We start from the raw sequence: 25705 nt of genomic DNA on the forward strand, positions 1-25705 counted from the left end.
TGTACTAAAATGCTGCTACAATGCCTAACAAGCTCAGTAATATTAGCAGAGGAAGTATGAAAAAAATCGAACACAGTAGCCAAAGTTCCATCTTCCGCCCTTCACCAGAGTCTGCAATTATCCCCCTACAGCCACAACAGGAAAAGATTATCAGTGGCTGGGAGCGTTTAGTGGCGCAAGCCCAAACTATTAATCAAATGGCCGCAGAGTTAGAAGCTGAGATTCTAGAGTTAAAAGCGATCGTCAGTGCTATCAACAGTCAAAGAAATTATTTGCCGGGAAATGCTAAATCACGTAAAAGCGTTTGCAAATATTTCACAGTTAGTATTCCCTACGTTAAACAAAAGTCAGATGATTTTTTAATTCTGACAACCCGAAAAGTTGATTTATTCCGAGCCGAGAGAGAAGCGGCATTATTAGCACAGAAACTGAGACAGCAAAATAAAAATAGAAGATTGGCTGCACAGCGACACAGAAAAAACCCAGAAAAGGCTGATACTGAGACAAAAGTTTTGTTCTTGGGGGCGCTAATCAACAAATCTTAAAGTTATGAAAATTAAATTGTAGTACGCCCTATCGGTTGTAACAGTTATGCTGATTGAAGTGGCACTGGTACTTTTTTGCCAAGTACTGGATGCCACAATGCTGCAATCTAGCAAAACGCCCTCATAGTTGCATTCTGGCAACCACTAGAATGTCATCTCTGGGACGATCAATCAGCGCATAAAAGGGGTAAAAAGAAGGTGTTAAATATCAAGACACTTTTAGTGATTGCCGTTGGTTTTTTACCGTCCCTGTTTTCTTTGTGGTTAATCCGTAAAACCCACTTACGGACAAGGGCGCAGCTGAGACAAGCAGCCATGAGTTTTGCTGGGACAAGGGGTAGACAAAATATCAGGCCGATAGATGGCGATCGCTACTACTTGGAAGGGGTAGGCTATCTGATTGGTGACATTAGCTGCAAATTTAATGCCCGTTCTGGCTATATCCGTTGTGCTGTGAACCCCTGTGGCCCCTGTCAAGGTTGTCGTTACTATGAGCAAAAAGAATTCACTAGTAGCGAACAAGCCTAAAGTTGAAAAATTGTCACTTGGCTAATCATCAAAAATTAAGTATTGAGAATTTTAGCTTAGAGAAGAAAAATTGCTAAAAAACACTATAAGTCTTGTGCAGACGAGAAAAAATCTTCTTAAGGCACACTTGGTTTTTGTTGCTATCTGTGAGTAAAAAAGTAAAGCAGGGAACACTGAAACTAAGTATTTCATTTTCCAACACTTTATGGCAACTAACGATGATGATGTATCAAACTCAGTGCAAGAATGTCATAAACAGTTACAGCTTGCTGTTCAATACCAAAAAATCTTGGCGAGGATTTTAGCCAAAATTCGGGCAACTGTAAACTTAGAATCTTTGTGTTCAACTTCTTGTCAAGATATTTGTCGACAGTTACAGATTGAGCGTGTGGCAATCTACCAATTCAATGCTGATTGGAGTGGTAGTTTTATTAATCGTTTGGGCTTTGCCGAATCACCTTGGGATGCAATGAAAGCCTTTGGGCAGGATTTAGTATGGCAAGATTCCTATTTGCAAGAAACTCAAGGAGGGCGATATCGCAAAAATGAGCCGTTTGCTGTGGCGGATATTTACGATGCAGACCATGCCCGTTGTCACATTGAAGTATTAGAACAATTTCAGATTCGGGCGTATGCGATCGCGCCTATTTTTATCGGTGCCAAACTTTGGGGTTTATTGGCAGCCTATCAACACTCTACTCCGAGACAATGGCATCGTAACGAAGTTGAATTTTTCGCCCAAGCTGCCAGCCATCTCGGCGTAGCTATGCAGCAAGCAGAAATCATTGAACAAACCAAACAACGCACCGCTGAACTGCAAGATGCGATCGCTCGCCAACGTGCTTTAACGGAAGTGGTGGGGAATATTCGCTCATCTGTAAATACCGAAATTATTCTCGACACTGCTTGTCAAGAGCTTTGTAAACTCCTCAAGCTAGAGAGGGCAGCAGTTTTTCGTTTCCATGAAGACTGGAGTGGCGAATTCGTCAGTCATTTTGGCATGGTTGAGGCACAGTGGAATAGCATCAATCCCTTTGGCAAAAATCTCGTTTGGGAAGATACTCACCTGCAAGAAACTAACGGTGGGCGCTACCGCAATAACGAAAGTTTTGCCGTCAATGACATTTATCAAGCTGGACATTCGCGTTGTCACATCGACATTCTAGAGCAATTCAAGATTCGGGCTTATGCTTTAGCGCCTATCTTCACCGGAGCAAAATTGTGGGGACTAATTGCCGCTTATCAACACTCTGGTTCACGCCAATGGGCAAATTATGAAGTTGAATTTTTGGAGCAAGTAGGAGCGCAATTGGGTGTTGCAATTCAACAAGCCGATAATTTGACTCAATCAAAACAACAAGCCATCGCCTTACAAGATGCGATCGCCCGCCAACGCACACTTACAGAAGTAGTCGGGAAAATTCGCTCCTCCCTAGATATTGATTTGATTTTGAAAACTACTTGCCAAGAAGTATGTAAACTCCTGCGAGTGGAGAGAGTCGGCGTTTACCGCTTTAACGAAGATTGGAGTGGCGAATTTGTCAGTCATTTTGGCATGGTTGAAGCTCAGTGGGACAGCATCAATCCCTTTGGCAAAAATCTTGTTTGGGAAGATACCCATCTCCAAGAAACCAAGGGTGGGCGTTATCGCAACAACGAAAGTTTTGCTGTCAAAGACATCTATCAAGCTGGACACACCCGCTGTCACCTGGATATTTTAGAACAATTCAAAATTCGCGCCTACGCATTAACTCCGATTTTTGTCGGCAGAAATCTCTGGGGATTGCTGGCAGCTTATCAACATTCTGCACCACGCCACTGGGAGACTGTAGAAGTAGAATTTTTGGGACAAGTTGCCAGCCAACTGGGAGTAGCATTGCAAAGTTCCCAAATGATGACCCAAGTACAGACTCGCGCTAATGAACTGCACCAATCAGCAGAACAGCGGCGAATTTTATTTGATTTAGTCGTCAAAATTCGGGAATCTTTAGATTTAGAGACAATTCTGAAGACTACAGTACAGGAGATCGAGTCGGCATATTTCGCTTTGATCCTAATGTTGGTTTTTGCAGTGGTGAATTTATCGCTGAAGATGTATTACCCAAGTTCGATTCTGCCTTATCCATCAAAGTGCAAGATTATTGCTTCGGCGACCAGTTCGCACCCCAATATCGTCAAGGACAATTGCAAGTTATCTCTGATGTCAACAGTATTGGTTCCAAAGTACCTCATTTAGATGTCATTGAACGCTTTCAAGTTAAAGCACAAATTGTTGTGCCACTAATGGAAGGTGATGAACTGTGGGGGTTATTGTGTATTCACCAATGCACCCATGCGCGTCATTGGGAAGAAGAAGAACTAGAATTTGTGACCCAAGTAGCAGCCCAAATTAGTGTTGCTTTGCGTCAAGCCAACTTATTTCACCAATCTAGTTTGCTGGGTCAAACCCGTGAAGAAGCCAATCAACTCGCTCAAGCATTGAATGAGCTACGTACTGCTCAAATGCAAATTATCCACGCAGAAAAAATGGCTAGTTTGGGACAATTAGTAGCGGGAGTTGCCCACGAAATTAATAACCCAATTAATTTCATCTACGGTAACTTAGAACACGCTCATCAATACACCCAAGATTTACTGCGCTGTGTGGAACTTTATCGGCAATATCATCCCAATCCTGCGCCTGAAATTCAAGAGTTTTTCAAGAAGACTGAAATCGAATTTTTGTTTGACGATTTACCAAAACTATTTCAGTCTATGCAGGTTGGAAGTGAACGAATTTGCGAAATTGTGACATCATTGCGAAATTTTTCCCGCCTAGATGAAGCCGATTTTAAAGTAGCCAATATTCATGAAGGTATTGATAGTACATTAATGATTTTGCAACACCGCTTGAAGCCTTCTGGTGATACTCCTACTATTCATATCATCAAAAAATATGATTCCTTACCTTTAATAGAATGCTATCCCGGTCAGTTGAATCAAGTATTTATGAATTTGCTATCCAATGCTATTGATGCCTTAGAAGAACGAAACTTACAATCTGCACCCGAAGTGATAGCAGAAAAACCTAGCGAAATTCGCATTTCTACTTCCATACTCAATCAAGACTGGATTGCTATTCGGATTGCTGACAATGGACTCGGTATGAAAGAAAATATCCTGTCTCGACTGTTTGATCCCTTTTTTACTACTAAGGTTGTTGGTAAAGGCACAGGACTAGGACTTTCTATTAGCTATCAAATTGTCAAAGATAAACACAACGGTAAGATATATTGCCACTCTGAACTTGGACAAGGCTCAGAATTTGTAGTTGAATTACCCGTTCGTCAGTTAATAAATAAAAAGTCAGGATCTAAAGTCAAACCATCAGACCAAAAATAAAGCCTATTTATCAAGTAAAGATTGACTAGGTTGTGTTACGACTATGCAAGTATTTAGTAATTTAAGAGCAGAAATATTAGCTGTAATACCGTTTCACTTTAAATTTGATACAAATAGGCCGCAGGGGGGCAGAGGAGCAGGGGAGCAGAGGAGAAATTATTTGTATCATTTATTTGGTAAATTGTTATAACGTCAAGATTACTAAATTGGTGTTCTAAATCCAATACTTTTCGGATAAAAGTTCGTTAATCTTAAATTCAGATCCCGCCGCCTAGGGCGACCCCTTAAAAAGTTGGTAAAAGAGGGTTATTAGCCCACGCCAGCCGCCTCAAGTCGGGGAACCGCCCACAGCGCTGGCTACCCTTTGTAAGGAGGTTGGGGGGATCTGAAGAAGATTGAAATGTTAACCGAAATATATTGGTTCTAAATCAGCCTTGGTATCAGTTAAGCTAGATATCCCTTTTACCTTGTTAAATCAATGAGTGGTGCTAGAAAAAATGGCTTTAAAAAAGTTTTAACTTGGCTATTTCAATTAGGTAATAATTGGAGTATTGCTCAAAAGATCAGTTATGGCTATACAATAACTGTGGGTATTACTTGTATTGGCACAACAAGCGGGCTACTTGTCGCATACAATTATGAAACTTATGCCCATAAACAGCTAGTGCTTGCTTATCAACAGCAAGCTTTATTAAAAGATTTAGAAAATGCCGTAACTAGAGTCAGACTACATCCTCAGCGATTAGTTACTGTATTAGATAACTCTATTTGGCTAGAAATAGAAAAAAATCGCTTTTTAGATAGTACGGCTCAAGTTCAGCAGAAAATATCAGAGTTAGATAAATTTATCAGTCTTTACCAAAATGATGTATTAATCAATAATCAAGATTTACATCACCTATTACAAGATTATGAAAAAAACACTCAGAGCTATACTGAAATTGTTAAATATTTTTGGCAAGAAATTGAAAAGAAAAGCTCATCTGCTAAAAATAAGCAAAATTATCAACAACAGTTACTAAATTTTCTTAACCAAGAGAAAGCAAGTCATATTCCTGGCAAATTTGAGGAACTATCAGACGAATTAACCCGGTTAATAGGTCATGCTGAATTGCAAAAACAGCACGCCAATACTAGCTTTAATAATGCTCAACAATTACAAATCAAGGTTATTGTTGTAAGCTTGCTTATCTCAGTGGCGATCGCGGCTATACTTGCAGTATATACTAGCAATTTAATTGCTCATCCTTTGCAAGTGGTTACTAACATTGCTAGGAAAATTACCCAAGAGTCAAATTTTCAACTCAAAGCCAATGTCACCAGCAAAGATGAAGTAGGAACACTAGCTACTTCCTTAAACCAATTGGTAGAGTGGGTAGGAGACTATACTCAAGAATTAGAATTAGCTCGTCAAACTTTAGAACAACGAGTAGAAGAACGCACCCAAGAATTAGAATTAGCTCGTCAAAATTTAGAACAACGAGTAGAAGAACGCACTCAAGAACTGCAAAATCTTCTGCAAGATTTGCAAGAAACTCAAGGACAATTAATTCAAACCGAAAAAATGTCTTCGTTAGGACAGATGGTAGCAGGTATTGCTCATGAGATTAATAACCCTGTCAGTTTTATTTATGGGAACATCCAACATGCTCATGAATATGTGGAAGATTTATTAGAATTAGTCAAGTTATACCAGCAACAATATCCAGAACCAAGTGATGTGATCACTGAGAAAATTGAAGATATTGATTTAACCTTTATTAGCCACGATTTATCCAATTTACTTTCATCAATGAAACTAGGCGCACAACGTATTCGGGAAATTGTCTTATCTTTACGCAACTTTTCTCGTCTGGATGAAGCTGAGATGAAAGATGTAGATATACATGAAGGTATTGATAATACATTACTAATTTTAAACCATAAAATTACTTCTGATATAACAGTGATTAAAAATTATCATAATCTACCTTTAATTGAATGCTATCCCGCACAAATCAATCAGGTATTTATGAATATTCTCAGCAATGCCATAGATGCTTTAACAGAACACAATAATAATCTAGATAAACAAATTATTATTGATACACTCAAAATAAATGACAATTATGCCAAGATTAGTATTAAAGATAATGGCGAGGGAATTCCGTTAGCTGTTCAAAATAAAATTTTTGACCCTTTTTTTACAACTAAGGCAGTAGGTAAAGGCACAGGTTTAGGCTTGAGCGTCTGTTATCAGATAGTTGAAAAACATCAAGGTAAAATAGAAGTTATTTCCCAAGTTGACAAAGGTACACAGTTGGCGATCACCTTGCCAATTACAAAACTCATTAACTCCAAAATTCCCGATTAATTACTTCAATCTAATACTTGGTTTATCTTCTCGGATATTTTTGGCAAATTTCTCTAGAAATGCTATGAATAACTTTTGATACCTCATTGTTGGAACTAATTCGATGACGATCTATTTTTATAGCACCCGTGAACAATATGGCTGCTTCTCTAACTTTTCAGCCCACGGCTTTATTTTAGATAATTTATATTGGTATACTAGTGAACATTATTTTCAAGCCCAAAAGTTTATTGGCACATTTCATTTAGAGGAAATTCGCTTGGCAAAAACTCCCAAAGAAGCAGCAAAAATGGGCAGAGAAAGAAGCCGTCCTTTGCGCCAAGATTGGGAACAAGTCAAAGATAATCTCATGAAGAAAGCGGTACTAAGTAAGTTTGAGGCTCATACAGATATTAGAGAAATCTTACTAAATACAGGTAATAGCGAAATTGTCGAAAATTCTCCCATTGATTATTATTGGGGCTGTGGAGCAGATGGTAGTGGTAAAAATATGTTGGGGATAATTTTAATGGAAGTGCGCGATATCTTACGCTCAGATGATGGCAGAAAACTAGGAAATGTTACGGTAGAATAAACTAGTTGCTATTAATGTTAGCCCTTGCAGATATAGAAAATTAAGCATCATTATAGATATATTTGCTAGCAATTATGAATAAAAATATTTGTCGAGCAAATTTATTAATGAATGTTTACTGAGAATTACAAAAAGGATGTTTTTTGTAATTCTCAGTAAAACCTAGCAGAATTCGCCAGGAGGACACAAAGGAGGCAGAAATATGCTGTTATCAAAGATAAAAGTCAAGAAATATTGTAAATGGTTTTGGGATGAAAGCCTGGGAGGTGACTACGATTCTTGGGGTACTAGTACTTACTTTCTGGAAATTGGTGATGATTTATATCCCATAAGACAAATTGAAGTTTACGAAAATGGCAACGTGTTATTTTATGACAGTAGCCACTGTGCAGATAATTACGGAATGTTATGTGATCAAGCAATACAGGAAGAGGATATTCAAGAATTTGGGATAACTGAAGCGGAATTTGAGCAAGTGTGGAATACAAAAATCCCCATGAATTGGTAAGTTTAAGTAGGGGATATGAGAATATTGCTGACTTGATTAGGTAGAGAAATCACAACTTCGTTCAATAGTCCAATGGCGATCGCTTGATTGATAAACCTTCACCCCGACTAAACCCACACTAGTAACCAACTGATTCACCTCATCTAGTGTGAGTGCAGCATGGAGAGAATCACGAAACAATTTTTGCTGATGGGGATCATATTCATTGCCAATGCTGGACACTAAAGCATTCATAGTTATTTCGTCGGCTGGACGTAATAAATCACGAATGAGCAGACCGCCGTTAGGTTTGATGACGCGCTTGATTTCTTGAAAAAATGGCAAAGGGTCAGGTAAATGGTGAACCAAGCTATTGGAAATCACCAAATCAAACATTCCATTTGCGTAAGGTAACTGTTTCGCATCCACTAATTCCAAGGAAATTTGCTGTTGTAAACCAGTTTGCTGAATATGTTGCGCTGCAATTTGCAGCATATTATGAGCTAAATCAATCGCTATCAATTGCCATTGGGGACGCATTTGACCGATCAGAGCAGGAATGCGACCAGTACCAGTCCCCGCATCCAATACTAAACATTCTTCCATAGCACAAAGAGCGATCGCTTCTTTGGCAAAGGCTGTATTGACCTCAGTAAAATCCATTGCATCATAATCAATGGCTTCTTGCCAAGTGTCCATGACTTCTGGTTCTAAAACTCTTTCCATCATCAATCCTGACGTGAAATCAACACTACTAAAGTAATCGTTCTGGATGAAAGATAAACATTGATTTTGGGAACACTTAATTTACCAGCTTAGTTTAACGGGAATTGGTAAATGTCAGACGGTGAATGGAAAAACAACTTCAAAACTGACTCTCCTGCGCCAGTGTCTACAACCCGCCTTACGCCAATCAAGCGCAATACCATTACCCATGAATTTGACCCAAATGCCCCAGATGCGATGTTTATTGAAGACAGCGACACTCAGCTATGGGAAGCATCTGAACTATTGCGCCAAGGAATGCAACAACAACAAGCTGGAGAACTCATCGCAGCCTTGAAGTCTTTGCAAAAATCTCTGGAGTTGTTTGAGGCGCTGGGAGATATAGAACAACAAGAGCAGGTACTATCTTTTTTAGCAGTAGTAACCTACGCTTCTGGAGATTATAAAAGTACTATTTCTTATGCCCAGCAGTGTTTAGCCTTGAAAAAAGATACACCTGATCCATCTGTACAAATGCAGGCATTTTCTCATTTGGGTAATGCTTACCGTCACTTAAACGACCATACCAAAGCGATTAAATATTTAGATGAGTGCTTAAAAATTACCCGCAACTTGCAAGACAAGCGCAGTCAGGTTGCAGCATTAAATAACCTGGGATTAGTTTATAAAGCAGCAGGCAACTTGACACAAGCAATTGAATATCAAGAGCAAAGCTTAAAACTTGTGCAGGAACTCCAAGATAACTGGGGTATAGAACAGGTACTAAAAAATCTCGGTAATGCTTGGTATGCTTTGGACAATTATCCCAAAGCGATCGCCTACTATGAAAAATGTGTCCAAGTAGCACGCGTTCTCAACAACCCGCGTAGTGCTATTCAGGTATTGAAAAATTTAGGCAATGCTTGTTATGCGACCAATGATTATGGCAAAGCTATGACTTATTATGAAGAACGTTTGCAACTAGCCAGAGAATTAAAAGACAAGCGTAGTGAAGAACAATCTTTAGGTAGTTTAGGCGTTACCTGTGAAGCTCTGGGAGATTATAGCCAAGCAATCAAATATTATGAAGAACGCTTACTCTTAGCTAGAAGCATTAAAGACCGTCGCATCGAAGAACAAGCTCTCTCTAGCCTGAAGGTTGCTTGCTATGCCTTGGGTGATTACGCTAAAGCTATGCAGTATCAGTAATCGGCATTACGAGCAATTTTCAACTATGCTCCAATCGCCTGCGAGAATTTAACTTAGCTGTGTTAACGAAACAAACGCCTAACTTCAGTGGTGCGGAAATTGAGCAAATAATTGCAGAAAAAAATACGAAATTTTCTTATGGGATGGGGTTCTGTAGCCGTTCTACTTCAACAGCAAGATAGCCACCGCAAAAGCATAGATAAACCAAACAAAAACTCTTGAGTATTTTGGCTCCAATTACCCTTATGCTGGCTAAAGCGGACAAGAGAATAAATATTTATGAGTAACAGTGTGCGCTGCCTTGGGTTATTAAAAGCCTTAGTTTTAACTTGGTTGGTGTTGGCATCTGTAATACCTCCAAGTGTTCTAGCTGACCAAAATCCAAAATCCCCAAATTTAGAGGTTACGACACTCCAAAGCATAATTTCTAGCAGTCATCGCTCCAGGGCAAATCGTGAACGAGACAAGTTTCGTCATCCTGCACAAACTCTAGAATTTTTTGGTTTACGTCCCAATATGACCGTAGTTGAATTATGGCCGGGGAATGGCTGGTATACGGAAATATTAGCTCCATATCTAGCACCCAAGGGACAACTCCGAGTGACTAACTTCGCTCCCAACAACAGTGATGTAGCATCGGTGGTTTTTCAACAGAAGTTAGCCTTGGCTTTTCAACAAAAGCTAGAAGCTAATCCAGAAGTTTTTGGTAAAGTGAAAGTCGTTGAGATTACTCCCCCAAATAAACTAACATTAGCCCCAGACAACTCTGTAGATATGGTTGTGACTTTCCGCAATATTCATAACTGGGTTAGCGCTGGCTATGCAGAGCAAGTTTATGCAGCAGCTTATAAAGCACTCAAGCCAGGGGGTATTCTGGGAGTGGAGGAACACCGTGGCAAGCCAGGTATTTCTTTAGAAGAGAGCATTAAAACGGGTTATATGTCTGAAGATGGCGTAATTGCTGCTGTGGAGAAAGCTGGCTTCAAATTTGTGGGCAAATCAGAAATTAATGCCAATCCTCAAGATACCAAAGACTATCCGGCTGGGGTTTGGGCATTACCTCCAACTTTGAGACAAGGACAAAAAGATCGACAACGTTTCCTCTCTATTGGTGAAAGCGATCGCATGACTTTAAAGTTCATCAAGCCAGAAGCGGCAATAAATCAATAGTCAACTAAAAGCTAAAATCATCTACCACTTGCATCAGCCTGTTGAAGATATACCAAAGCTTCCGCCATTTCTACTTGAGGAAATTCTGTATAAAAATTACTGACACTTCGGAAAAACTCTGGTGTTTCTAAGCAAATTAGGCGATCGCAATACTGCTGTAACCAAGGCAGTAACTGTGGTGGTACAACTGGCGCACATAGCCAAACTGCTGCGGGAGAAAGCTTTTTCATGGCAGTGGCCGCAACTGCCATAGTCATCCCTGTAGCAATTCCATCATCCACTAAAATCAGAGTCGCCCCTGCTGGATTCACCAATGGACAAGCCGAACTGAAATATGCTTCTAAAGCTTGAGCTTGCTTCATCGCTTGATTTAATGCCGTTTCTTGCCAGCGCGAGGTATATGTCCAACGGCAAAGCTTTGGTGGATTCCACAGCACATCACCAGCCGCAGTTACCGCACCAATTGCTAACTCTGGGTTATTTGGATGACTAATTTTTTTGGCGACAACGATTGTCAACGGACAATCTAAAAGATGTGCGATCGGTGCTGCTACTGGTATACCCCCTCTCGGTAAAGCATAGACAATTGGTACAGGCTGAATACCAGTATCAATGGTTTGTTGAGTTAGCATATTATGAATCACTCGTGCTAACTCTGCACCCGCCTGGGTACGATTCTCAAAAAGAGGGGTGTGTAACATACTTTTCTTGAGGGCATTGTTTTTATCATGACTTAAATTCGCTGCTACAATGGAACTCATGCCAATTTCAGTATTGAGCAACAGATAAATCTAGCGAGATTTTACTGAAATTAACCATCAGGTGCTGATCCCAACAAGCGTAGTTTCATGAGCAGCGATATTCAACTCAGTCTCTTTGGTGAATCTAACTTCGATCAAAAAGAACTGATTCCTACAGATGCCAAAATTCCCATTCCGACGGGAACCTATACCAACATGACCGAGTTGGCACAGCACTGCAACCATTGCCAGCGTTGCGAATTAGGCAAAACCCGGACTCATGCTGTGGTAGGGCGCGGTCATCTCCAAGCCCCAATTATGATTGTAGGAGAAGCACCAGGTCAAAGTGAGGATGAAACCGGCCTACCATTTGTTGGTAGATCTGGGCAGCTGCTAGAAAAAATCTTGGCATCAGTCAATTTAACTACTGATCATGATGTATATATTGGGAATATCAATAAATGCAGACCACCGAATAATCGGGTTCCGACTCCTCAAGAAATGGCTGCTTGCATCCCATATTTATTAGAACAAATTCGCTTAGTTGATCCGAAAATCATTTTGTTAACAGGTGCAACGGCAGTCAAAGGATTAACTGGCGAAAAACAAGGAATCACCAAAATTCGCGGCCAGTGGATAGAGTGGGAAGGGCGTTTATGTATGCCAATTTTTCATCCCTCTTACTTATTGCGTAACCCGTCTAAGGAAAAAGGCAGCCCGAAATGGTTAATGTGGCAAGATATCCAAACAGTACGCGCTAAGTATGATGAAATTAAACAAAATTTTTCAGAATCAAAGTAACAAAGTTTAAATCAATCTTAATTTTTGCGATTTATCTGAGAAATTGGGCAAAAAAATACAGATGATCATGAAAAATTTTGTATTCTAAAATTATTAGAAACAAAATAACTGCATCTAATTTGATAACAATCAAATAATATAAGTAGCGTCTGCATAAACGGGTTGAAAATACCCAGCAACTATTAGAGTATTCAAACTCCTGACTAATCGATTGTGACTCTTTAATTCTTCTTTAATTTGATGTTTTTTAACTAGATATTTGATACATTACTAAAAAATTCTCCGAACTTGCCTTAACTCTTATATTAGTGGAACTGTGCAAATTCATTCTCACCAAGAATTTGACCCCAGATCAAACAAGCCTGTTGAACAGGGGTTGCGAAGAGTTTTAGATCGCTTGGTTAGCACAATGCAGCGTGATGCTTTGATTAGACAAACAACTAATCAATTAAGAGAATCGCTGCAAGCCGATCGCGTTGTTTTATATTATTTTTATTGGCAATGGCAAGGACAGGTAACATTTGAATCCTTAAGTTCCAATAAATATTCTATCTTGGGTTCCACAGGGCAAGATAATTGTTTTACGGATGAATATGCAGCTTTGTATTTAGCTGGTAGAGTCAGAGCAATCGCTGATATTGAGCAAGAATCACTGGAAACCTGTCACCGCGAGTTTCTCCAAAGCATCCAGGTACGTGCCAACTTAGTTGTGCCTATTTTAGTACCCAAAGGATTGTGGGGATTGCTAGTGGCGCATCAATGTCAAGTAACCCGTGCTTGGTCGCCAGCAGATATCAACTTAATGCAAACAGCAGCCAAAACCCTAGCTACAGACTCCAACATTTTAGGAAGCTAAATTATCCAGACTGCGAACCTGTAATCATTTCGTCGAGAGGAGCATCTACAATGAAGTTCGGTTATACAATCATCTGGGTCGACGATGTAGTTAAGACTGTTGAATTTTACGAAAAAGCATTTGGCTTAGTTCGGCGAACTCTGCGGGAAACAGATAAATCTGTTTGGGCGGAAATTGAAACTGGCGAAACCACCCTAGCATTCTCCTCTACTAGCGAAGCAGAGAAATTGTTTACCAGTGGGTTTCACCGCCATGATCCTGCACAACCACCAGCATTAATGCAAATCTCGTTCATCACACCTGATGTTGGCACAGCTTATATAAAAGCCATAGGTGCAGGCGCAAAACCTTTGGATGCACCTAAAACCATAGCAGGGGGACAGACAATTGCGCGTGTCCGAGATTTGAATGGAGTGCTGGTGTCCTTAGTTAGTGGTTGAGACTAATTGGGATTTCCAGTTAGATAAGTCGGCTAAAGAGCGATCGCGGTAACGTCCATAACGCTCTTGTTTACTTTTAATTTTTGCACCTAAATCTGGCAAAATCCCGAAATTTGGTGGCATTGGTTGAAAATGTTTGGGCGAAGCTGAACTAATAAATTCCAATAGCGCCCCTAACATAGTCGTTGGTGGTAAAATCAACGGTTCCTGACCCAAAGCCAGCCGGGCTGCATTGGTTCCCGCCAGCCAACCACCAGCGGCGGCGGCTGTGTAACCTTCAGTCCCAATCAACTGTCCCGCTGCTAATAATGTAGGACGTTGCTTAAATTGTAAAGTTGGCTGCATAAGTTGGGGTGCATTGATAAAAGTATTACGGTGCATAACTCCCAACCGCACAAACTCAGCATTTTCTAAACCGGGGATCAGTTGAAATACGCGTTTTTGTTCACCCCAACGCAGATTAGTTTGAAAGCCTACCATATTCCACAGTTGACCAGCTTTATCTTCCTGGCGTAACTGCACAACTGCGTAGGGACGTTCCCCAGTGCGGCTATCAGATAAGCCCACTGGCTTTAAGGGGCCGTAACGCATGGTATCTTCGCCCCGTTGCGCTAATTCTTCAATTGGTAAACAAGCTTCAAAAAACTTCGCCGTTTCCCTCTCAAAGTCTTTCAGTTCTGTTTGTTCGGCTTGACACAGTGCTTGCCAAAACTGCAAATACTGGTCTTTATTCATGGGACAATTGAGATAGGCGGCTTCACCTTTGTCATAACGGGATGCCATAAAAGCAATGTCACGGTTGATTGACTCGCCGACAATAATCGGACTCGCCGCATCAAAAAAGCTCATATACTCCATCCCGGTGAAGCGGCGTAAGTCTTCTGCTAAGTCTGGGCTAGTCAACGGCCCAGTTGCCAACACCACAATACCTTCAGGAATAGCATTGACTTCACCACGGCGAAATTCTACTAAAGGATGGTTTGATACTGCTGCTGTTAAATCTTGACTAAATTGGCCTCTGTCTACCGCCAACGCCCCGCCAGCCGGAACAGCGTGTTCATCAGCTTTAGATATAACTACCGAACCTAATTGTCGCAGTTCTTCGTGCAGTAATCCCGCCGCGCGATCGCTGGCCATTGCCCCAAAAGAATTACTACAGACCAACTCTGCCAAATGTTCTGTATGATGGGCAGGGCTAAAGCGCTTGGGACGCATTTCATGAAAAATTACAGGTACTCCCGCCTGGGCAATTTGCCACGCTGCTTCTGTCCCAGCTAGTCCACCTCCAATTACTTGTATCGGTTGTTGTTCCATAATCATCTGCGTTTATCTGCGGTTAATTACCACTTTAATGTATTAGCTCATCACATATAATTCAGGATGCTTAAAAGGGAACAGGGAACAGGAAACAGACTGGTTTTGGAGGAGGATTTAGACCTTCCTCAGAATGCTAGTCTTTCAAGATGGGGCTTCAGATCCAAATGGTTTCGGGCGATTGGTAATTCCCCAGAAGCCGGGATAGTTATCTATGACGCAACAACCAATGCCATCCTGAACCTTTACGAGTTAGCCAGGAATCATCCCAATTTTGATGATGCTCGTCTAAATAAGGGTTATCAACTGGATAATCATCAAAGCTTGCGTCATCTTCGACACGAATTTTGAGATGACGACAACTGCCTGTAATTTCAATCGTAACAGTATCGGCAGTGGAATTACTCTCATCGGGCTTTAAAAGATACTCTCTGATTGATGCTTGTCTTGGGCGAGAAAGACAGCGCACCCGCACTGTTGAATTTTGGTCAGGACTATCTAATAAATATGGTAGAAATTGGGAGTTTTGCGGAGTATGTTTGGGAATTTCGGCATTTGCTAAAGCTGGCACTAACAGCACCAGAATTGCACTAGTAAACATGATTTTGTTCATAACTTTTTCCACAAGCTAAAAATTGCCAGGGCGCTAACCCTGGCGTTTTAACGTTAATTATTTTTGTATTTATTGGAGGTTAATTATTTATCTCAAGTAGTTGGTTAACTTGTTGTCCGCGACGACCAGTTTTAATTTCATAACGGCGAGTCAGGTTGTCTTGGTAGTTCATGTCTCTAGCCGCAGCAGAGTTAACAAAAGCATCGCAATTTCTACCTTGAACAACGGTTGCAGAACTACTGCTATTTTCTTCTGTGCGGTTGTTATTACTATCACGAGATTCGCTATTATTTTGGCTACCTTGACTAGCACCACTACCGCTAACACCAATCCCAAAAATGCTGACACCACCGCCACCGCCATCATTATGGCTGCGAGAAGCACTGGAACGAGTGCTGGTAGAGGTTGCTAAAGCGATTTTGCTGGAACTATTGCGAGTATTGTTACCTAAACCAACATCGCTACACAAGGCGCGGGGGTCGTTGGCGAGAGTTTTGGGGTCAACCCAAGATTGATGGTCGCCTAAACCTTGAATTTCACTATTACCTACTGGGTTGCTGGGTGTAGAATTATTATTCACTTTTACATTACCAACAGCCCCAGGAATCACATCAGCCGGTCTGAAAATACCCACAGGTTTAACATCAAAGGGGCCTGCAAAAGCGGGAAATGTGCTGGTCAAAAGCGCAGTAGCAGTCAACAAAGAACTGGTGATATGGCAGAATTTCATGGTCAGTATCCTAAAATTCGAGTGTTTTTCTTTGGGGTTTAACCCTTACACTCACTCAATAAGTTAACCTTGATTTTTTTATGCAGCCTCTTGGCAGATTTGTGAAAAAATTCTTTGATGTCGCCATTATGAGCAACTTTCATCACAGGAATGATATGAGAAATAGGCGATCGCACTTTTCATCCTCTATTCTCGATGAAGTAATATATCAATGTGTATATATTATTTACAAAATAATAGGTAATTTACTGCTTTTGGGATTAATAGAGCAATCAACCTTGTCGCTTATACTGAATCATGCAGTATCCTCTGGAACTTACCTTCAAATTTTGGGCATTAGCACCGCAAATCTCTATTGTTAACGCTCAGGGTAATTTAGTTTTTTACGTGAAGCAGAAGCTTTTTAAGCTCAAAGAAGCAATTACAATTTTTGCTGATACTGAACAAACTAATCCCTTATACTACATCAAAGCCGATCGCATTATTGATTTCTCAGCCCGTTATGAATTTGCCGACACTAACGGGACGCATATTGGTGCAGTCAAACGTCGCGGGTTAAAATCTCTGTGGCGAGCGCGTTATGACATCTTTGATGGTGACAGTACTTATTTAACTATCCAAGAGAAAAATCCTTGGGTAAAAGTTGCAGATGCTTTATTTGCCGAAATCCCAGTTTTGGGTCTGTTTACTGGTTATGTATTCAACCCTGTCTATTTGGTGAGTCGGGCGGATGGTACGGTGGTAATGCGGCTGGAGAAAATTCCGACTTTCTTGTCGCGGAAATTTACCATCAAAGCTGTTGATCAAATAAGCGATCGCGAAGAACAGCAGATTTTGTTAAGTTTAATTATGATGCTGCTACTAGAAAAAAATCGTGGCTAATATCAACAGGCAAAATAAAATTATATTAATTTTATTTTGCCTAACTGTATCATTAATAATTAACCAATTAGTTTTTGCCAAGAATTTGGCCCGACAATACCATCAGCCGTTAAACCGTTTTGCTGTTGGTATTTCTTGATGGCGGCTTCTGTTTGCGGGCCGTAAACACCATCAGCTTCTACACCTACACGGTATTGTAAATATCTCACAACTGTTCCACCAGCATGGTTTGGTCGGATAATCCGTTTGGCTAAAATCAAATTTATCGCATTCCAGGTAGATGTGTTAGCAACTCCTGATGGGGCTATTCCGACAATTTTTTGAAAGTTTTCTACAGCAGAACTAGTTATTTCTCCCAAGACGTTATCTTCAACTAAGGGCTTACCATTTTTATCGGTAATTTTTAACCGATTTAAAGCTTTTTGTAATCTGAGTGTTGTGGTATCAACATTCTGTTCTTCATCTGGGACGGGGGGAACAGGAGTAGTAGGAACTTTACCAGTTAAACCTTTGACAATAGCATTAGCCATTGCTTCCGAGTTAAAAAGATTCACATCTTTTTGGGAATCTATAAAGCAACATTCTACTAAAATCGCCGGCATATTAGTATTGCGGATAACAAATAAGTGAGAACCACTTTTAACGCCGCGATTAAAAAAGCCTAATTTAACAATTTCATCTAAGACTGGTTTCGCTATTCTTCTACTTGTATCACTACCAGCAAACACCTCTGTACCATTAGCTTGGCCGTTAAAAGCATTAAAATGTATAGAGACAAATATTTCCACTCGATTAGCATTGGCTTTATTGACTCTTTGTGAAAGTGAATCTTTTACCGAAGAGCTAGGACGGTCTGGTCTACAGGAAATAACTTCATGCCCTAAAGCTTTTAATTTCTCTATAACTTTGTTGCCGACTTCTAATGTTAAATTATCTTCAACTCTTATCCCTCTAGCTCCAGTGTCCGGGGGAGAATTATGTCCGATATCAATGCCAAATTTCATGTGCTAGTCCTTGTTTTTCTTTGATACTAATTCAGTGGTTGAAAGCATAAACTTTCACTTTTAAGAAATCTATATTTTCCTAAATCTACTATTTATAATAAACTTCTATTTAGTTCATGTTTATTTTAACAAACGCTCATTGAGATTTACTTCATTTATTAACATAAACGAAATTATAATAATTTATTGATTTTTTGCTCAGAAAAAAATATCACCTCTGCTTTTGCATTAACAATGTAGTGCGGCGAGGCTACTGCATCTGAGTTGAGAACTTTTTGTAATTAAACCTCCGAATATGGTTTGAGCAAAACAAATCAAGAATAGCACGTGATCCACGCTTGTTTCCTAGATGCTTAAGTTCACTTCATAACTCAAATTATGGCGATTACCCTAACTTATGCCAGATAAACTCATGATTCTGCGCTAATCAAAGTATGTCTAGTACCGCAAGACAGAAGTCAAAAGTCAAAAAGGTTGTCATATAAGCTGTTTGACAATTGGCAATGGGTGATTGATTAACGCTGTACTTTACTCAAGACATAGCATTGCAGCATTTCTCAAGGTTGTAGTTGATTTCCGTGAAATGGAGTCGAATGAAATATTTTGCCCTAATGTTACTACTCATACTCTCCAATTTCTACATATTGCCAGCTAACGCTGCTGTATGCCGTAATTACGACGGTCATCAGATCTGTATTCTCAGCATTAATCGTAGTGCTAAAAATTATTGGGAATATAGGGCAATTTTGAGTGTGGATGGTGAAAAAAGACCTCTTGAGGTATACAACTGCCGTCAAAAAGTGAGAATTCAGTTAGATGGGACTGTTGTACCCTTTGAAAATCAAGACCCTGGCCAGTTCATCTGTAGCTTTTTCAAGAAATCCTGACTTCTATTGTATTTATTTAGGACTTACGCAAAAAACCTCTCAAATTCTCATTCCTCTGTGTCCTCTGCGTCTCTGTGGTTCGTTATTCCGTAACTCGTGCGTAAGTCCTATTATTTTCTCTGTGCAGCAAACACACAACCAATGATAAACACCGTAAAGCTTAGATAACCAAGGACAGTTACCCATTCTTGCCAATTACCCAATGTATTGTTCATCCTTCACCAAAACCATACTCTCCTTTAAAATCCTAAAGGCTGGTGTTGCTACTTATTCATGGGTGTGGTGAAAGATAGTCCGCCAAATTCCCAAAAAATTTTTCTAAGTTTCCGGAATTAGTCTTGGTGCAGTGGTATTACCTATCAGTACAGCGATTTATACAGAAACTCTATATGTAAATTTTGGGGAATATAGCCCCACTGCCTTTCTTAAAAGCCCGGCCATTATGGTTGGGCTTTTGAGTTTAAAGACTAGTACAGCACAGCGGAAATAAACAGACCATACTTCGACCACGCTCAGTAACCATCTGGAATTGCTAAAAGGCTTGTGGGATAAATATTCTTTCTTTTGCCTTTTGCCTTTTTACTTTTGCCTTTTTGTAGGGGTTGCAGGGAACATCTTCGCCCTAAACCTTAGTTCACGGCAATATCTCCCGATGGAAGCAAACAGACTGTTCTATATTTTGAGTAGATTAGCAATAAACCATCCTAGGGAAAGTTATGAGTGCTGAAGATTTGGTGCTAGTTGTGGGTGCTACTGGTGGAGTTGGGCAGCTAGTTGTCGGTAAGTTGCTAGAAAAGAATGAAAAGGTGCGCGTGCTGACACGCGATGCAGCAAAAGCGCAAAAAATGTTTGAGAACAAAGTAGAAATTGCTGTGGGAGATATCCGCGATGCTACCACCCTATCAGCCGCGATGGCGAATGTAACTCACATTATCTGTTGTACTGGCACGACTGCCTTTCCCTCAGCCAGATGGGACTTTGAACCTCAGCCCAACTTTTGGGAATGGGGACAAATTTTGCTGGACTCTGGATATAGGGAAGCCAAGGCAAAAAATACGCCAGTGAAGGTAGATGCTGAAGGTGTGAGTAATTTAGTAGCAGCTGCACCTCGGAATTTGCAGCGATTTGTGTTTGTGTCTTCTTGTGGTGTTCACCGCAAAGATAAATTTCCCTTTAGTGTATTGAATGCTTTTGGTGTGTTGGATGCTAAACAACAAGGTGAAGCAGCGATCGCAAATTCCGGTTTACCATACACTATAATTCGCCCAGGTCGTTTAATTGACGGGCCTTTCACTTCCTACGACCTCAACACTCTCCTGAAAGCAACTACCGACGGTAAATTAGGTGTAGTTTTAGGTCAAGGCGACACCTTATCAGGAGATACCAGTCGTATTGATGTTGCAGCCGCTTGTGTCGAATCAATTTCTGCGCCATCTACCGCCAATCAAGCTTTTGAAATTATCAATCAAGGAACAAGACCTGCTGTAATTAACTGGGAGGCGCTGTTTTCTCAGTTGAAGTAACCACCATAGGAAATAAAGAGTGGGGAGTAGGCAACAGATAACTTCTTTATAGCGGTAGTCAGATATGTTAGGACAATCTGCAAGCTTGAATGCCAGCAATAGTAAGACTTTTTCTCCTGCCTTCTGCCTCCTGCCTCCTGCCTCCTGCTATAATCGCTGGCGGTACACACTGCAATATTTTGACGTTGACCAACACCAAATTGAAATAACCTTTACTCAATTAGTTGCGGCATATAATACTGCTGGTCGTTATTACCATACACTGCAACATATTCATGATGTGCTGCATAAAATTCAGACTTTGCCAGCTGATAGCCAAAATTTGCCTAGTATACAACTTGCAGCTTGGTTTCATGATGCAGTTTATGATACTCAAGCTCAAGATAATGAAGCCAAAAGTGCGGAATATGCAGGTCAGGTATTAACTGATTTGGCAATTCCCATCAATCAGATAACAACTGTTCAGCGTTTAATTCTCAATACCAAACACCACCAAGCAACGGCTGACGATATTGATAGCCACATTTTATTAGATGCTGATTTGGCAATTTTAGCGGCTGACCCAGTTGATTATCAAAAATATGCTCACGCCATCCGTCAAGAATATGCTTGGGTAACAGAAGCGGAATATATTCAAGGTCGCAAACAAGTTCTCGAAAAATTTTTGCAAAGACCGCATATATATTTTACGCCTCTGATGGTTGAGATGGCGGAACAAGCTGCTAGAGCTAATTTGCAAGCTGAAATTCAAAGACTGTCTTTTGATAGGTGATAGGTGACAGGTGACAGGTTACAGGTTACAGGTGATAGGTGACAGAGTTAAAAGCCTTTTGGTGTCTAAGTTTAATCATTTATCGATGTCCTTAAACGCCAAGTTTCTTATTGATACTTGGCGTTGTTTGTCGGATTTCCTCTAAAACTACACTTCTACAGGTGTATGCGCCTGCTTGACTTGTGGTATTGCTATCATCTGCATTCCGCCTGGTGTGGCTAAAGTTAAACCCCGACGCACGGGACGCACAGGGCGTTTGTTGACTGAAGATATTTGAAACTGCGACAAAATTGTGGCTAGGGCAATTTTCATTTCATACTGAGCAAAGGCTAAACCGATACAACGACGATTTCCACCACCAAAGGGTAAATATTCGTAGGGAGAAAATTGTCTTTCTAAAAAGCGTTCTGGTTTGAATAAGTTAGGCTGTGGATAAACTGCTTCTCGATGGTGCGCTAAATAAATACTGGGGATAACTGCTGTGCCTTTGGGTAAGTTGTAACCCATAATTTCAATTGGCGACTTGACTATTCTAAAAAAACCGTTGATGACAATTGGGTAAATTCGCAAGGTTTCTTGGCAAACTGCTGTTAAATAAGGAAGTTTGGTAATAATGCTGGGTTCGGGGTTAACTCCTGCGGTAGATAATTCTTGCAGTAACTTTTCACGTACTTCTGGTAAATGGTCAATCCAGTACAAAGCCCAAGTCAATGCAGACGCAGTGGTTTCATGCCCTGCAACTAACATTGTCATTAATTCATCGCGTAATTCTGCATCTGACATCGGCTGACCATCTTCATAACGAGCCGAAATCATTAAACTGAGGATATCTTGACGATTGTGACTAGATTCGGCGCGACGTTCTTGAATTAAGGCGTAAATTAGTTGATCAATTTGTTGGAGTTGGCTTAAAAACTTTCCCCAAGGACTCCATGCACCCAAGTCACGTTGCATAAACTGAAAAAATAAGGCGGCGGACATCCACGAAGAACTGAGGAGGTCTAAGACAGAACTGAGTAGTTGGCGCAGTTGTTGATACTTTGTTCCTTCATCCACACCAAACACTACGCGTAAAATCACACGCAAGGTAATTTCCTGCATAGAAGTGCGAATATTAAAAGGCTTACCTATCACCCATTCATTGCTAACTTGTTGGGTAATCTCGCGGATAGTTTGACCGTAAGCCCGCATTCTCTCACCATGAAAAGGCGGCGTGAGTAATTGGCGTTGACGTTGGTGGCGATCGCCATCTAGTAAAATCAAGGAATTATCACCCAGCAAATATTTTAAAACGCCGCCGCCGCCACCAGTGCCAAAGTGACTAGCATCAGCAGTAAAAATCTGCTCTAATGCTTGGGGATGACTGAAATATACCAACTGATTATCGCCTTTGCGCCAAATCGTAAAGTTGTCACCGTAAACTTTGGCAAAATCTTCAACATATTCTATTGGCCGAAAAATAAACTTAATGATTCGCCGCCAGTACGGGACTCTAGGCCCATCGGGTAAACTTTTAGTTACTGTCATAAAATTTTGCCAGCATTTATCAAGACTATTTTTATTTTGGCGAGTTTTTCTGATAATGCGGGTCACACAAAGCGGTATATTCTTTTATGGCAGGAGAGAAAGCCAGAGTAATTTGAACAAAGAATACTACAGCATAGATTTATAAAAGTCACACCTAAAGTAATTTTTCATCCAAAATCTAAAATCCAAAAACTACCAGCAGTGCCAAAAATCGTCGCTATCCTCAACGGTAAAGGAGGAGTCGGCAAAACGACTACCTCAATCAATTTAGCTGCACAATTTGCCAAGCAAAGAAAAGTGCTGGTGGTGGATGCAGATATTCAAGGTTCTGCCAGCTGGTGGTTTGGGCGCAATGATCAAGGAATGGGGTTCGATTTATCTCAAGAGACAGATCCTCAACTTTTAGGAAATTTACGTAAAATAAAAGGTTACGATTTAGTAGTAGTGGATACGCCTCCGGCGCTGCACTCTGAAGCATTAGCAACAGTAGTAGCGATCGCAGATTATATCGTTTTACCTACACCCCCAGCAGCAATGGATTTAGCTGTTCTCATTGAAACAGTTAAAACAGCCGTCGTCCCCACAGGAGTTCCCCATCGTGTACTCTTAACTAAAGTCGATGCGCGGAGTATTGGTGAAGCTACGGAAGCGCAAAACACTCTCGTAAAGCTAGGTATCCCCGTTTGTAAAGGCTTCATTCGTACCTATAAAGCCCACGAACGAGCCGCATTAGAGGGTGTTGCAATCAATCAATGGCGAGGCAAAAATGCTTGGGAGGCGGAATCAGACTACCGCCGCGTGGCTGATGAACTACAGCGTGATTGGAGAAAATAATGGCTAGGAAACAAAATCTCTCTGACTTAATTCAAGCAGAAGTACAAAAATTAACACCAAATAGTGCAGTAGATGAAGCTGCAATTGAAGTCTCGGCGGTGCATGTTACCGATGAAAAAACATCTGATACAGATGAAGAAATAGCTGAATCAACAACTGCTAAACGTAATACTCCCACAAAAGCAGATTTAGAAGCTACTATCAAAGATTTACAAACAACTTTAGAAAAAAATCAGGCAGCAGAAAAATCTCTGCAAAAGCAAATTAAAGAATTACAATCAGCTTTATCTGAACAAAAAGCATCGGTAGAACACCTGACACAAGAGCTTGAAGAAACGAAAAAAACAGCACTGCAACTGGCAGAAGCTAATTCTCAGTTAATAGAAGAAAATAAAGCTTTACAACAACCAAAGGCAAGTATTGTTCCCCAGAAAAAGGAACATTATAATCCTATGGATTACAGAAAATCTCACCGCTCACCAGACATACTCCCCGATATGCCAGCAGAAACTAAAGATGATTTTGCGGCTAATACTTGGTTGTATGACTAACACTAATTGGCATTGTTGTAGATTGAATGTAGTTTTTAGTTAATCTGTAGTGTGGTGTGTTGTGGCTTCAGCTTAAGACACCACACTATTTTGTCTTAAATTTATTAAGTTTCACACTTCAGTATCTGGCTGTGAAGAGAAAGTTATTTTGCAGACGCGATCGCATAGGCAGAGTATTGCATCCCGTTTTGAGCATAGTCGGCATTATAATGGCATAAATTGATACTGTACGAGGATGAACAGTAAATGCCGCGAAATAACTTGATGCGTTTCATATTGTGCAGCGCGACTATATCGTTGGCCTTGTCTACTGGTGGTGCAGCGCAAGCGTGTTCCGATCTGCCTAATATCTGCGAACAGCAAAGATTACATTGGGAACAGATGAATGATATAGGTGCTGCAAGAGAAGCCATAAATCGGGAAGAAATGGAAAGAAATGTTACACTCCCTCTCCAACCTTCAGCACCGCCCTATGACCCAATGCAGGAGAGGCTAAATCAGGCGGTTGGTATACTCCAACTGGTGACATTATCGGCAGAAAAAGTTGATCAGCTGACCAAAGATCCCAGATTCCAGAGATATCAGAATGGTGGCTGGGATTTCTTTCAGGATAAAAATAACGCAGCACCAGGGGAATATTGCGCTGCCTTCTTCTGGAAGAAAGACGGGTTTGTCAGAGTGTCGGGGCCTGGTGGAGATTATCAAGGCGCACTCCTAACGTTTTGGGGAAAAGATATTCCGCGCCCTGAAAAAGTACAAAAAATCAAGGCTACGCTGTCTCAATCGAGTGGGCCACCACAAACCGTGCAAGTATTCAACTATACACAACCCGGTGAGCCTTATGGCGCAATTTCATTTACCGTGCCGACAATCGAAATGGCATTGGACGCGATGAAAGATGTCGAGAGTTTTGATGTATCGATAAAAGGTAAATCAGTTGCTAAGGTTGAGTGGCATAGCGGTTTAGCAGCACGCAATCAATTGCGTGAGTGCGTGAATGCTCGAACCAAAAAATAAGTTCTGAAGATATAGGATTCATATTTTATTTCTGACAAAAACAATACACAAAAAAATACTGTTTCCTGATTCCTAATCCCCACTCTCTACTTCCAACCTGTACAGATAATTTCAAAAATCAAACTGGATTACTATATTTGCCATGAATTGAGAAAGTTACAGATTAACTCTGAAACTTCTTGAGGAAGTGTGCCAAAGATACGGTTACAAAGGGCAACAAATCTTTTGTTTAGTTACTGCAAGAATTAGGTGATTCAATTTT

At 40.6% G+C, this 25705-nt stretch carries 25 protein-coding genes; 18 read left to right on the plus strand and 7 right to left on the minus strand.

Annotated elements, in window-relative coordinates:
• The first annotated feature begins 56 nt into the window (after window positions 1-56).
• From IQ244_RS03245 to IQ244_RS03270, 7 genes are all read left to right on the plus strand, one after another.
• Entirely contained in the window at window positions 57-545 is a 489-nt protein-coding gene (locus IQ244_RS03245) for a hypothetical protein (RefSeq protein WP_228058704.1), read from the plus strand.
• A 198-nt stretch (window positions 546-743) separates the two neighbouring features.
• Window positions 744-1073: a DUF6464 family protein gene (locus tag IQ244_RS03250; protein WP_193889744.1), complete on the plus strand. Its 330-nt coding sequence runs from the start codon at window positions 744-746 to the stop codon at window positions 1071-1073.
• A gap of 205 nt (window positions 1074-1278) precedes the next feature.
• On the plus strand, window positions 1279-3309 hold the full coding sequence (locus IQ244_RS32330; protein WP_228058705.1) for a GAF domain-containing protein: 2031 nt from the start codon (window positions 1279-1281) through the stop codon (window positions 3307-3309).
• Window positions 3204-4454, plus strand: a complete 1251-nt coding sequence (locus IQ244_RS33160) for a sensor histidine kinase (RefSeq protein WP_322746020.1) — start codon at window positions 3204-3206, stop codon at window positions 4452-4454. Before IQ244_RS32330 ends, IQ244_RS33160 begins: the two co-directional genes overlap by 106 nt.
• 478 nt (window positions 4455-4932) lie before the next feature.
• A complete protein-coding gene (locus IQ244_RS03260) occupies window positions 4933-6807 on the plus strand; it encodes a sensor histidine kinase (RefSeq protein ID WP_193889746.1) in 1875 nt (624 codons plus the stop codon).
• Between the two features lie 103 nt (window positions 6808-6910).
• A complete protein-coding gene (locus IQ244_RS03265) occupies window positions 6911-7381 on the plus strand; it encodes an NADAR family protein (RefSeq protein WP_193889748.1) in 471 nt (156 codons plus the stop codon).
• A 202-nt stretch (window positions 7382-7583) separates the two neighbouring features.
• Window positions 7584-7889, plus strand: a complete 306-nt coding sequence (locus IQ244_RS03270; RefSeq protein ID WP_193889750.1) for a hypothetical protein — start codon at window positions 7584-7586, stop codon at window positions 7887-7889.
• Window positions 7890-7925: 36 nt separating this feature from the next.
• On the opposite strand, the gene IQ244_RS03275 is transcribed toward IQ244_RS03270, so the two are convergent.
• Entirely contained in the window at window positions 7926-8594 is a 669-nt protein-coding gene (locus tag IQ244_RS03275) for a class I SAM-dependent methyltransferase (RefSeq protein ID WP_193890000.1), read from the minus strand.
• Window positions 8595-8705: 111 nt separating this feature from the next.
• Here IQ244_RS03275 and IQ244_RS03280 point away from each other — a divergent pair, with 111 nt between their 5' ends.
• Window positions 8706-9782 carry a tetratricopeptide repeat protein gene (locus IQ244_RS03280; RefSeq protein ID WP_193889752.1) on the plus strand — a complete coding sequence of 359 codons (1077 nt, stop codon included), beginning with the start codon at window positions 8706-8708 and terminating at the stop codon, window positions 9780-9782.
• Between the two features lie 279 nt (window positions 9783-10061).
• Window positions 10062-10952, plus strand: coding sequence for a class I SAM-dependent methyltransferase (locus IQ244_RS03285; RefSeq protein ID WP_193889754.1), 891 nt, complete (start codon window positions 10062-10064; stop codon window positions 10950-10952).
• 17 nt (window positions 10953-10969) lie between these two features.
• Here IQ244_RS03285 and IQ244_RS03290 read toward each other — a convergent pair whose 3' ends face one another.
• Complete coding sequence (locus IQ244_RS03290) at window positions 10970-11713, minus strand: phosphoribosyltransferase (RefSeq protein WP_228058706.1); 744 nt, start codon at window positions 11711-11713, stop codon at window positions 10970-10972.
• 87 nt (window positions 11714-11800) lie between these two features.
• Here IQ244_RS03290 and IQ244_RS03295 point away from each other — a divergent pair, with 87 nt between their 5' ends.
• The 3 genes from IQ244_RS03295 to IQ244_RS03305 all read left to right on the plus strand — a co-directional run bounded on the left by IQ244_RS03295 (window position 11801) and on the right by IQ244_RS03305 (window position 13789).
• Window positions 11801-12493, plus strand: a complete 693-nt coding sequence (locus IQ244_RS03295) for a uracil-DNA glycosylase (protein WP_193889756.1) — start codon at window positions 11801-11803, stop codon at window positions 12491-12493.
• Between the two features lie 316 nt (window positions 12494-12809).
• The gene (locus IQ244_RS03300) at window positions 12810-13349 is read left to right on the plus strand and encodes a GAF domain-containing protein (RefSeq protein WP_193889757.1); all 540 of its coding nucleotides are present in this window, start codon (window positions 12810-12812) and stop codon (window positions 13347-13349) included.
• 50 nt (window positions 13350-13399) lie between these two features.
• The gene (locus IQ244_RS03305; RefSeq protein ID WP_193889760.1) at window positions 13400-13789 is read left to right on the plus strand and encodes a VOC family protein; all 390 of its coding nucleotides are present in this window, start codon (window positions 13400-13402) and stop codon (window positions 13787-13789) included.
• Here the strand turns inward: IQ244_RS03305 and trmFO are convergent.
• The 3 genes from trmFO to IQ244_RS03320 form a co-directional block, all read right to left on the minus strand.
• A complete protein-coding gene (gene trmFO, locus IQ244_RS03310; protein ID WP_193889762.1) occupies window positions 13775-15103 on the minus strand; it encodes an FADH(2)-oxidizing methylenetetrahydrofolate--tRNA-(uracil(54)-C(5))-methyltransferase TrmFO in 1329 nt (442 codons plus the stop codon). The genes IQ244_RS03305 and trmFO overlap by 15 nt on opposite strands.
• Before the next feature lie 208 nt (window positions 15104-15311).
• Window positions 15312-15716 carry a hypothetical protein gene (locus IQ244_RS03315; protein WP_193889764.1) on the minus strand — a complete coding sequence of 135 codons (405 nt, stop codon included), beginning with the start codon at window positions 15714-15716 and terminating at the stop codon, window positions 15312-15314.
• A 79-nt stretch (window positions 15717-15795) separates the two neighbouring features.
• Window positions 15796-16446, minus strand: coding sequence for a hypothetical protein (locus IQ244_RS03320; protein ID WP_193889766.1), 651 nt, complete (start codon window positions 16444-16446; stop codon window positions 15796-15798).
• A 297-nt stretch (window positions 16447-16743) separates the two neighbouring features.
• Here IQ244_RS03320 and IQ244_RS03325 point away from each other — a divergent pair, with 297 nt between their 5' ends.
• Complete coding sequence (locus IQ244_RS03325; RefSeq protein WP_193889768.1) at window positions 16744-17328, plus strand: hypothetical protein; 585 nt, start codon at window positions 16744-16746, stop codon at window positions 17326-17328.
• Between the two features lie 59 nt (window positions 17329-17387).
• Here IQ244_RS03325 and IQ244_RS03330 read toward each other — a convergent pair whose 3' ends face one another.
• Window positions 17388-18332, minus strand: a complete 945-nt coding sequence (locus tag IQ244_RS03330; RefSeq protein ID WP_193889770.1) for an N-acetylmuramoyl-L-alanine amidase — start codon at window positions 18330-18332, stop codon at window positions 17388-17390.
• Window positions 18333-19935: 1603 nt separating this feature from the next.
• Between IQ244_RS03330 and IQ244_RS03335 the strand changes: the two genes are divergently transcribed.
• Together IQ244_RS03335 and IQ244_RS03340 are read left to right on the plus strand one after the other, a co-directional pair.
• The gene (locus IQ244_RS03335) at window positions 19936-20742 is read left to right on the plus strand and encodes an SDR family oxidoreductase (RefSeq protein WP_193889771.1); all 807 of its coding nucleotides are present in this window, start codon (window positions 19936-19938) and stop codon (window positions 20740-20742) included.
• A gap of 64 nt (window positions 20743-20806) precedes the next feature.
• A complete protein-coding gene (locus IQ244_RS03340) occupies window positions 20807-21514 on the plus strand; it encodes a hypothetical protein (RefSeq protein WP_228058708.1) in 708 nt (235 codons plus the stop codon).
• A 147-nt stretch (window positions 21515-21661) separates the two neighbouring features.
• Here the strand turns inward: IQ244_RS03340 and IQ244_RS03345 are convergent, their stop codons facing one another.
• The gene (locus IQ244_RS03345; RefSeq protein ID WP_193889773.1) at window positions 21662-23041 is read right to left on the minus strand and encodes a cytochrome P450; all 1380 of its coding nucleotides are present in this window, start codon (window positions 23039-23041) and stop codon (window positions 21662-21664) included.
• A gap of 201 nt (window positions 23042-23242) precedes the next feature.
• Between IQ244_RS03345 and IQ244_RS03350 the strand changes: the two genes are divergently transcribed.
• The 3 genes from IQ244_RS03350 (at window position 23243) to IQ244_RS03360 (ending at window position 25443) form a co-directional block, all read left to right on the plus strand.
• Entirely contained in the window at window positions 23243-23875 is a 633-nt protein-coding gene (locus IQ244_RS03350) for a ParA family protein (RefSeq protein ID WP_193889775.1), read from the plus strand.
• On the plus strand, window positions 23875-24426 hold the full coding sequence (locus IQ244_RS03355; RefSeq protein ID WP_193889777.1) for a hypothetical protein: 552 nt from the start codon (window positions 23875-23877) through the stop codon (window positions 24424-24426). The genes IQ244_RS03350 and IQ244_RS03355 overlap by 1 nt, the downstream gene beginning before the upstream one ends.
• Before the next feature lie 297 nt (window positions 24427-24723).
• Window positions 24724-25443: a hypothetical protein gene (locus IQ244_RS03360; RefSeq protein ID WP_228058709.1), complete on the plus strand. Its 720-nt coding sequence runs from the start codon at window positions 24724-24726 to the stop codon at window positions 25441-25443.
• Window positions 25444-25705 lie beyond the last annotated feature (262 nt).

The organism is Nostoc sp. LEGE 06077, from assembly GCF_015207705.1.
In the GTDB taxonomy this organism is placed as follows: domain Bacteria; phylum Cyanobacteriota; class Cyanobacteriia; order Cyanobacteriales; family Nostocaceae; genus Nostoc_B.